The sequence below is a fragment of the Sporomusa sp. genome (genome assembly GCF_035561255.1).
GTDB lineage: Bacteria > Bacillota > Negativicutes > Sporomusales > Sporomusaceae > Sporomusa.
On sequence record NZ_DATMXX010000037.1, the window covers coordinates 1 to 8,979 of the forward strand.

Annotated in this window: 9 protein-coding genes, 4 tRNA genes and 1 other annotated feature; of the genes, 4 read left to right on the top strand and 9 right to left on the bottom strand. The window is 42.7% G+C overall.

All coding sequences use genetic code 11. The features are described from left to right. Positions 1-56 precede the first annotated feature (56 nt). The 7 genes from rplT to VN379_RS01875 form a co-directional block, all read right to left on the bottom strand. On the bottom strand, positions 57-410 hold the full coding sequence (gene rplT / locus VN379_RS01845) for a 50S ribosomal protein L20 (RefSeq protein ID WP_325530215.1): 354 nt from the start codon (positions 408-410) through the stop codon (positions 57-59). 39 nt (positions 411-449) lie between these two features. After that, positions 450-647 (bottom strand): 50S ribosomal protein L35, encoded by a 198-nt coding sequence (rpmI, locus tag VN379_RS01850; protein WP_325530217.1) that lies wholly within the window; start codon positions 645-647, stop codon positions 450-452. A gap of 20 nt (positions 648-667) precedes the next feature. Then, positions 668-1,183, bottom strand: a complete 516-nt coding sequence (infC, locus tag VN379_RS01855; RefSeq protein ID WP_325530219.1) for a translation initiation factor IF-3 — start codon at positions 1,181-1,183, stop codon at positions 668-670. A 46-nt stretch (positions 1,184-1,229) separates the two neighbouring features. Further along, positions 1,230-1,363 (bottom strand) — a sequence feature (ribosomal protein L20 leader region). 66 nt (positions 1,364-1,429) lie between these two features. Beyond that, positions 1,430-3,340: a threonine--tRNA ligase gene (gene thrS, locus VN379_RS01860; protein WP_325530221.1), complete on the bottom strand. Its 1,911-nt coding sequence runs from the start codon at positions 3,338-3,340 to the stop codon at positions 1,430-1,432. A gap of 327 nt (positions 3,341-3,667) precedes the next feature. Beyond that, positions 3,668-4,573 (bottom strand): putative sporulation protein YtxC, encoded by a 906-nt coding sequence (ytxC, locus tag VN379_RS01865; protein ID WP_325530223.1) that lies wholly within the window; start codon positions 4,571-4,573, stop codon positions 3,668-3,670. Between the two features lie 80 nt (positions 4,574-4,653). Then, on the bottom strand, positions 4,654-4,980 hold the full coding sequence (locus VN379_RS01870; protein WP_325530225.1) for a GRAM domain-containing protein: 327 nt from the start codon (positions 4,978-4,980) through the stop codon (positions 4,654-4,656). A 12-nt stretch (positions 4,981-4,992) separates the two neighbouring features. Continuing rightward, positions 4,993-6,597, bottom strand: coding sequence for a peptide chain release factor 3 (locus VN379_RS01875; protein ID WP_325530227.1), 1,605 nt, complete (start codon positions 6,595-6,597; stop codon positions 4,993-4,995). Between the two features lie 97 nt (positions 6,598-6,694). On the opposite strand from VN379_RS01875, the gene VN379_RS01880 reads away from it, so the two are divergent. From VN379_RS01880 to VN379_RS01895, 4 genes are all read left to right on the top strand, one after another. Then, positions 6,695-7,057 carry a hypothetical protein gene (locus VN379_RS01880; protein ID WP_325530229.1) on the top strand — a complete coding sequence of 121 codons (363 nt, stop codon included), beginning with the start codon at positions 6,695-6,697 and terminating at the stop codon, positions 7,055-7,057. 160 nt (positions 7,058-7,217) lie between these two features. Further along, positions 7,218-7,293, top strand: a tRNA-Met gene (locus VN379_RS01885). Position 7,294: 1 nt separating this feature from the next. Then, positions 7,295-7,370, top strand: a tRNA-Thr gene (locus tag VN379_RS01890). A 7-nt stretch (positions 7,371-7,377) separates the two neighbouring features. Next, positions 7,378-7,454: transfer RNA gene (locus tag VN379_RS01895), tRNA-Met, on the top strand. A 109-nt stretch (positions 7,455-7,563) separates the two neighbouring features. On the opposite strand, the gene VN379_RS01900 is transcribed toward VN379_RS01895, so the two are convergent. Both VN379_RS01900 and VN379_RS01905 read right to left on the bottom strand, forming a co-directional pair. Beyond that, positions 7,564-7,640: transfer RNA gene (locus tag VN379_RS01900), tRNA-Val, on the bottom strand. 179 nt (positions 7,641-7,819) lie between these two features. Then, positions 7,820-8,953, bottom strand: a complete 1,134-nt coding sequence (locus VN379_RS01905) for an acyl-CoA dehydrogenase family protein (RefSeq protein ID WP_325530231.1) — start codon at positions 8,951-8,953, stop codon at positions 7,820-7,822. Positions 8,954-8,979 lie beyond the last annotated feature (26 nt).

The following is an 8,979-nucleotide window of genomic DNA, read 5'->3' on the forward strand; positions in this document are numbered from 1 at the left end:
ATATTATGCAATAAAGCACAAAAAAAACTCCCGAAATATTTCCGGGAGTTTCCAAACTACAGTTGTTCTCTTGCAGTGCCTACCAGTTTACCAAATGCAGTCATATCGTTAACTGCCAGATCTGCCAACATTTTGCGGTTAACTTCTACACCAGCTTTTTTGAGCCCATTGATAAGCTGGCTGTAAGAAATACCATTGATGCGGGCGGCAGCATTAATCCGGGTAATCCACAGTTTACGGAAGTCACCTTTTTTAGCACGGCGATCCCGACGCGCATAGTACAGTGCTTTCATGACCGTTTCATTTGCTTTTTTGAACAACTTGCTCTTGGAACCGCGATAACCCTTAGCTAATTTGAGAATTTTTTTATGACGTCTATGTGCAGTAACGCCTTTTTTAACTCTTGGCATGACACATACCTCCTGATGTACTTATAAATTGTTATACGATTAGGCGTAAGGAAGCATTTTCACTACGCGATCATGGTCAGATTTACTAACCATCGCAGCCTTACGCAGATTGCGCTTACGGGACGGAGATTTCTTTTCAAGAATGTGGCTTTTAAAAGCTTTGGCGCGTTTAAATTCACCGCTCCCAGTTATCTTGAAGCGTTTAGCAGCGCTTCTGCGGGTTTTCATTTTCGGCATAGTTGGATATCCCCTTTCTATTATGTGCTGGCTTGCATATTGTTGTTGGGTTTAGGAGCAACAATCATAATCATATTTTTACCTTCGAGCTTGGCTTCGCGTTCGATATTAGCCATTTCCTTAAGTAGACTAGCCATTCGTACCAGCACTTGCTTGCCAAGTTCAGGATGGGAAAGTTCCCGGCCTCTGAACATGATCGTTACTTTGACTTTGTCGCCATCTTCCAAAAAGCGTTGGGCATTCTTTAGTTTAACGTTAAAATCATGATCCTCAATGTTGGGACGGAGTTTAACCTCTTTAAGTGCAACTACCTTTTGCTTTTTTTTGACTTCTTTGTCGCGTTTTTGCTGTTCATACCGGAACTTGCCAAAATCCATAATCCGGCATACCGGCGGCTTAGCCGTTGGTGCCACTTCCACCAAGTCAAGATTTTGTTCTCCTGCTAAACGCAACGCGTCTCTTAGCGACATAATCCCCAGCTGCTCATTAGTACTGCTGACTAACCGAACATCCCTAGCCCGAATCTCTTCATTCATTTTTAAAGTCTCTTTGCTAATTGCCGCTCACCTCCTGATATACTTTTAAAAAAACAAAAAGCGGATGGCATATACCACCCGCGCAACAGCATAATCAAACTAACGATTTGCTTGATGTAACCCTACTAACTACCCTTTTGGCGTTGTAAGGTGAGAAGCGGATGGCTTCTGCTTTAAAAACGATTTGATTTACTCAATAATATTAACACCAAGTGTTCCGTGAAGTCAAGCTGTTTTTTGACTTTTTTAGCTTTTACTAGTAATTTCGCCAATTACGGTAGTAATAAAGTTATCAATAGGCATCGCACCAATATCACCCTGGCCGCGCTTACGAACAGCTACACTGCGTGTTTCGGCCTCTTTATCACCAACAACCAGCATATATGGTACTTTTTCCAGTTGGGCTTCACGAATCTTGTACCCGATCTTTTCATTGCGGTCATCAACTTCTGCCCGGATGTCCTGATCACGCATCTCTTGGGCTATCGTCCTGGCAAACTCGGCATGACGTTCACTAATTGGCAAAATCTTGACTTGTACAGGGGCCAGCCAAATGGGGAAGGCACCGGCAAAATGTTCGATTAAGATCCCAATAAACCGCTCGATACTACCGTAAGCTACCCGGTGAATCATCACCGGCCGGTGCTTCTGACCATCTTCACCAACATATGTCAAATCAAATTTTTCCGGCATTAACATATCCAGCTGGATAGTACCACACTGCCAAGTACGGCCAATTGAATCTTTAAGGTGAAAGTCAATTTTGGGACCGTAAAAAGCACCGTCGCCCGGATTAATCTTAAAGGGCATATTAAGCTCTTCCAATGCTTCTTTAAGTGCAGTAGTAGCAGTGTCCCATACCTCATCAGATCCCATGGCTTTTTCCGGCTTAGTACTAAGCTCAGCATGATATGAGAGTCCAAACACACTGTAAACAGTATTAAAGAGTTCAATAACCTTCTTAATCTCAGCCTTAATCTGCGTTGGCAGCATAAAGATGTGAGAATCATCTTGAGTAAAGCTGCGTACCCGCATAAGCCCATGCAGTGCTCCTGATATCTCATGCCGGTGTACAAGCCCCAGTTCACAGGTACGAAGCGGAAAATCACGATAACTATGGTGTTGTGTACGATATACCAGAATACCACCTGGACAATTCATCGGCTTTACGGCATACCCTTCATCATCAATTTTAGTAAAATACATATTCTGGCGATAGTGATCCCAGTGGCCTGACTGCTGCCATAGTTTTTGATGAAGAATAATCGGGGTTTTAATTTCCTGGTAACCATATTTTACATGCAGCTTACGCCAAAAAGCCTCAAGTTCATTTCTAATAATCATGCCTTTGGGATGAAAGAACGGGAACCCTGGGCCTTCTTCCTGAATACTGAATAAATCAAGCTCACGGCCCAGCTTGCGATGGTCACGCTTGGCAGCCTCCTCCATCATCGTTATATAAGCATCCAAATCGGCCTTCTTCTCAAATGAGGTTCCATAGATACGCTGAAGCATCTTCCTTTTCTCGTCTCCGCGCCAGTAAGCGCCGGCAATACTTTGGAGCTTGATCGCTTTAACACGCCCGGTAGACTGAACATGAGGGCCTGCACATAAGTCAACAAATTCACCCTGCTTATAGAGCGATATCTGTACATCAGCCGGCAAATCACGGATGAGTTCCTGTTTATATAGCTCGCCCTGATCGCCAAACAGAGTTATCGCTTCCTCACGGCTCACTGTCCTACGCTCAAGTGGCAGGTTCTCTTTAACGATTTTTTCCATTTCAGACTGAATTTTCCCCAAATCTTCAGGAGTAAAAATATGGGTAGTATCAAAATCGTAATAAAACCCATTGGCAATCGCCGGGCCAATCCCAATCTTGACATCACCGTATAAACGTTTAACAGCTTGTGCTAAGATATGTGATGAGGTATGGCGTAAAGCATCTTTGCCCTCAGTGTCTTCAAAGGTCAAAAATTCTACGGCAGCATCCTTGTCTAGTCTAGTGGTCAAATCTGTGACTTTGCCATCTACCTTTGCAACCAGCGCTGCTTTAGCTAGGTTGCGGCTAATTGATTCAGCAGCTTCAGCCAGTGTTACCCCTTGTTCAACTTCGCGCACAGCTCCGTCTTTTAGTGTCATCTTAATTTTACCCATCTTCGGCAACCTCCTAAATTAAATAAAAAAAACTCTCATTCCCTATAGGGACGAGAGTTTTTATACCCGTGGTTCCACCCTGCTTGGCGAAAATCGCCAGCTCAGAACTTTGATAACGGGGAAATAGCCCCGGCTCAACTTAGTCTTACTAGTTCAGTTGAGCAGTTTCGAGGTGGTAATAAACGCTTGGTTTGCGTAAAGATGTTTACAGCCTATGACATCTTTTCTCTGTGACGCCTTTCAAGACCTTATCTTGTCCCCGGCATTACTATTAGCATTAGTTTTTAATTATTAAAATTATATACAAATTCAACAACCTTGTCAAGACTACAATTCAGTATGATTCGAATTCCCTGCAAAATCGGTAATGCACATCTCACAACCATCACATAATACTACCCGGCCGTCAAAAACACTTCTGATTGTCTCCAATGCTTCTTCATCCCTGGTTCGATTAGTACTATGAACCATGATATTATGGGGCGCAATTGTGATGAGTGCACTTATTAACAGATCCTCAAAATTAAGACCCTTATCATCGCTTACATTACAGCTTTGTAGCACGGCATTATCCAGATGCTGATTTTTTATTATTTTACGGTGTGAATCATAAATTTTAAACACACCGGCACCACTGATAACAACATGAGCTTCCTCAACCCGTGGCTCCTGAACATCAACAAAATAGCGCAAAACCCGAATAAACTCCTTATATTCAAGGTCCATCATAAAATCATCCACAACTTTATCAATAACTTCAGCTAACTGTAGCCGATAATCTTTCAGCCGGAAATTTAAAAAACCATCAAGTACCAGCTCGTGATGATTATCAAGATAATCCAAGATACGCGCCATGATCAGGTCATAGCGAGCATCCGGACTGGACCTGAGCGCTCTCACTGCATTGGACTCGACTATAGCACGCTCATCTTGATTAAAGTAACAATAGTTGCTGGTAACGATTTTATTGATAAGCTTGTTTTCCTCAGTATTAATGATCCAGTTGGCAAGTATCTGAGAGACACTACTTCTTAACACATTCTTGATCCGCTCGTAATTACGAAAGGAAAGCTCGCCGTCACTGATATTTAAACCAAGAAACTTATATCCGCCTCGATCAAGTTCTTCTATAACTACGCGGAAGCCTTCTTGGGTCAGCGTTTTACAGTCGCATTCCAGTTTTTCCCTGATTTCCCCAGTTGTTCCGTTCAGGCCAATCGAAAGTAACTTCACCACCCTCACTCCCTTCTCATATAGTATATGTTCCACAGCGTATTTGCATACAATGAAGGAAGTGAAGTGTTTTAATTAGTTTAGTTTACCCTGCCGGTTTGCCTGTTAATCGCCTCAACCCATTGATTCCGGCCTTTTATAATAATTTTAATTACTTTATCTTGAATAGTAATTACCTTAAGTACATTCGGAATAACAAAAAAAGTCTTTTCTGTTTCTAGTGCTTTTATATGTGTCAACAGCACTTCGTCCATATACTTGCTGCCAATACTAAGTGAATAGCCAACAAACACCAGACGGTGATCTGTTAAATAGAGAGCTCCGTTTAAAACATCTCCATCACAGCTGTAACTGGCCAGACACTTTTTTATGATGGTCTCATCTGGTTCTAACGGAAAACTGTACATCGTAAAAACCCCTTAAGCCTGCCTCGCATCTTCAGGCACAATCAAAAATTCAATCTCCGGGTTGCGCTCCATGACCCATCTAAGCTGCCATTCATTACTAATTAAAGCGACCGGCCTATCCTTTATATCCTGTACCAAAAGACCGGCATCCATATTTTTCATAGACTTTATGTCAATATTTTCGCCGCTGAGCCATCTGGCAACAGAGTACTGCAATCGATTCATTAAAATATCAACACCATATTCATGTTTCAGTCGGTATTCGAGTACTTCAAACTGCAGTGAGCCGACAACCCCAATTACAAAAGATTCTACTCCATAATCAGGTTGACGAAATACCTGGACAGCCCCCTCCTGGGTCAATTGAGTCATCCCTTTAACAAACTGTTTACGTTTCATCGTGTCTTTAGCCTGAACACGGGCAAATTGTTCCGGCGGGAACACCGGAAAGTCCTGGAAGGTAAAATTAAACCCCTCCTGACATAGTGTATCGCCAATGCCAAAAATACCCGGATCAAATAAACCGATAATATCACCTGGATAAGCTTCGTCGATAATTGTCCGTTCCTGAGCTAAGAACTGCTGCGGCTGAGCTAACTTTACAGGCTTACCAGACTGCGTGTGGTAAACTGTCATACCCCGTTCAAACTTGCCTGAGCATATTCGCATAAATGCCAGGCGGTCACGATGGGCCGGATTCATATTTGCCTGGATCTTAAACACAAAGGCTGAGAACTTATCATCAGTAGGACAAATCAATCCTTCTGACGATACTCTTGGCATGGGTGGCGGTGCCAGCTCTAAGAAGTCTTCCAAAAACAGTTGCACACCGAAATTAGTCATTGCGCTGCCAAAAAACATGGGGGTTAGTTCCCCTCTGGCTACTTTATCTGAATCAAACGCTTCACCAGCCATATCTAACAGCGCAATATCATCACATAGCGCCTGATGAATATCGGCACCAAGGATTTCTTTAAAGGCCGGATCATCCACATTGCCTTGCTTTGATGGCAATGCCCATTGGCCATGTACACCGCTACGCTCAAACAACTCAATTTTCGCTTGTTTTCGCACATAGATACCAGTATATTTACCGTCAATTCCAATTGGCCAGTTCATCGGATAAGCACGGATACCCAAAACATTCTCTATCTCTTCCATAAGCTCAAAAGGATTACGACCATAGCGGTCAAGCTTATTCACAAATGTGAATACTGGTATCCCCCGCTGTTTACAAACCTGAAACAGTTTTTTCGTCTGATCTTCGACGCCTTTGGCTACGTCAATAAGCATTACTGCACTATCGGCTGCCATTAACGTCCTATATGTATCTTCACTGAAATCCTGGTGACCTGGAGTATCCAATATATTGACCCGGTAGCCGTCATAATCAAATTGCAGCACACTGGAGGTTACTGAAATACCACGTTGTTTCTCAATCTCCATCCAGTCAGAAACTGCATGCTTTTGCGCTTTTCTGGCCTTGACCGAACCAGCCAGGCGAATGGCTCCGCCGTAAAGTAATAATTTTTCTGTTAACGTTGTTTTGCCGGCATCAGGGTGAGATATAATCGCAAAGGTGCGCCGTTTATTAGTTTCGGGAGCAAGGTTTGACATTTATTGCCTCCTAAAATGATTTAATATTATTTTTTTGCGGCATAACAGTCCTATTACCGGGCATAATCATACCGAGACTATTAATGGAGGGACACTTATGAGTATACATATGAGTCAACTGCCAGTCAAAAAAGTTTTTATTGATGCCGGTACACTTTCAGGCGACGGCATATATGAGTTTACTGTCGATTGCGGTGCTGTGTATTTTGGTGCAGTTTATGATAATGATGGCAACCTGAGATCAATTGATCAGTATTTTTATACTGATCGTTTTTCCCGTGACGATATCGAAAGTGCTATAAATGACGATCAATTGCTCACTGTCGATAATCGAGATTTTCCAACAAAAGCCTACCTGCTAAGTAAAAATGTATCAGGCCAGGATTGGCTGAGATTCCATGCCATTGTGCCCTGTGCAGTAAACCCTGATTATTTTTACAACAAATTTATCGGCGAGTAAATCCCTTATATAACGTAAACAGTACAATAATTTAATATACACCATTAATTAACAGTAGTCAATGTTACCTTATAATCCACTTAGATTCTCTGGTTTGAAAATACGTTGACATAATTATGTATAGTACTATATAATACATTTTGTGGTAAAATGCAAATATCGCGGGATGGAGCAGTTGGTAGCTCGTCGGGCTCATAACCCGAAGGCCGCAGGTTCAAGTCCTGCTCCCGCAACCATGCTGGTGTAGCTCAGTCGGTAGAGCGTATCCTTGGTAAGGATAAGGCCACCGGTTCAATCCCGGTCACTAGCTCCATATTGTTGGCGGCGTAGCTCAGCTGGCTAGAGCATTCGGTTCATACCCGAAGGGTCCGGGGTTCAAATCCCTGCGCCGCTACCAACTGCTTTTTAAACCTTGCCGGTTATGGCAAGGTTTTTTTATGCATGGTGATTATATTTTATATAAACAAAAAGGCTCACAGATAAAAATCTGTAAGCCTGTTATGTACTGGTGGGACTAACTGGACTCGAACCAGTGACCCCTACGATGTCAACGTAGTACTCTAACCAACTGAGCTATAGTCCCTTAACACACAATAAATTATATTACGGTTAACCAAAATAGTCAAGCAATAATTTATAAGTTCAGCTAAGTCTCAGAGCCAGTTAAATGCTCTGAGACTTAGCTGAGCTAATCCAGGAGCTTAACGCCACTTATTCCGCTGCAATAAGCAGGGGTATCAGTGGCGGTTAGCTTTCGGATAATTAGTATAGAATATTGTTAGCAATGACCAGACGCTGAATTTGATTAGTACCTTCATAGATCTGCATGATTTTAGCATCTCTCATGTATTTCTCTGCCGGGTATTCTTTCGAATAGCCATAACCACCCAGTACTTGTACCGCATCGATAGTAACCTTCATCGCAGTATCAGCGGCAAAACATTTAGCAATGGCCGACTCTTTAGCGTAAGGAACACCCTGGTCTTTCATCCAGCAGGCTTTAAACACCAACAACCGGGCCGCTTCAATCTGCATAGCCATATCAGCCAACATAGCCTGCACCAATTGGAATGAAGCAATTGGCTTATCAAACTGCACGCGCTCTTTAGAATACTTAACCGCAAGTTCAAATGCAGCTTGGGACAATCCTACCGACACTGCTCCCACAAAAGGCCTGGCAGCATCAAGTGTCTTCATGGCGATTTTAAACCCTTCACCATCGCGACCAATCCTGTTGGTTGCTGGAATACGAACATTTTCCAAAACTAATTCACAGGTGTTAGATGCCCGGATACCCATTTTTTCTTCTTCTTTACCAACAGAAAAACCAGGTGTGCCGCGTTCAACAATAAAGGCCGTCAAACCGCGGATACCAGCAGTTTTGCGAGTGTTAGCAAATATAATATAAATATCGGCAATACCGCCGTTGGTTATAAAGCACTTAGTTCCATTAATAACATAATAATCGCCATCTTTGACAGCAGTAGTGGCTACTGCTCCAGCATCTGAGCCGGCACCAGGTTCAGTCAGAGCAAAAGCTGCCAACTTCCCATTATTAATCACATCAAACATTTTTCTTTTTTGAGCGTCAGTACCTAGTAAAACCACCGGATAGGAAGCCAATGCATTAGCAGCTGTTGTTGTCGCTACACCTGCACAGCCTTTGCCTAATTCTTCATATATAAGAGCAATTGAAACCGCATCAAGACCAGGCCCGTCATATTCTTCGGGAACAGTTAAATTAAGCAAGCCCGCTTCGTCAAGCTTCTTCCACAGATCTGGTGGGACTACACCCTCTTTATCCATTTCTAAAGCGTGAGGCGTAATTTCTTTAGCAACAAAATCTTTTACCATTTTCTGTAGATCCAGTTGATCGGGAGTAAAGTTAAAATCCATGCTGTGCCTCCTTTGTTTGTTAATAT

Bases quoted from the DNA above. Each gene is read 5' to 3' on its own strand.
- rplT (WP_325530215.1), bottom strand. From the start codon at position 410: ATGCCAAGAGTTAAAAAAGGCGTTACTGCACATAGACGTCATAAAAAA.
- rpmI (WP_325530217.1), bottom strand. From the start codon at position 647: ATGCCGAAAATGAAAACCCGCAGAAGCGCTGCTAAACGCTTCAAGATA.
- infC (WP_325530219.1), bottom strand. From the start codon at position 1,183: ATGAATGAAGAGATTCGGGCTAGGGATGTTCGGTTAGTCAGCAGTACT.
- thrS (WP_325530221.1), bottom strand. From the start codon at position 3,340: ATGGGTAAAATTAAGATGACACTAAAAGACGGAGCTGTGCGCGAAGTT.
- VN379_RS01870 (WP_325530225.1), bottom strand. From the start codon at position 4,980: ATGTACAGTTTTCCGTTAGAACCAGATGAGACCATCATAAAAAAGTGT.
- VN379_RS01875 (WP_325530227.1), bottom strand. From the start codon at position 6,597: ATGTCAAACCTTGCTCCCGAAACTAATAAACGGCGCACCTTTGCGATT.
- VN379_RS01880 (WP_325530229.1), top strand. From the start codon at position 6,695: ATGAGTATACATATGAGTCAACTGCCAGTCAAAAAAGTTTTTATTGAT.
- VN379_RS01905 (WP_325530231.1), bottom strand. From the start codon at position 8,953: ATGGATTTTAACTTTACTCCCGATCAACTGGATCTACAGAAAATGGTA.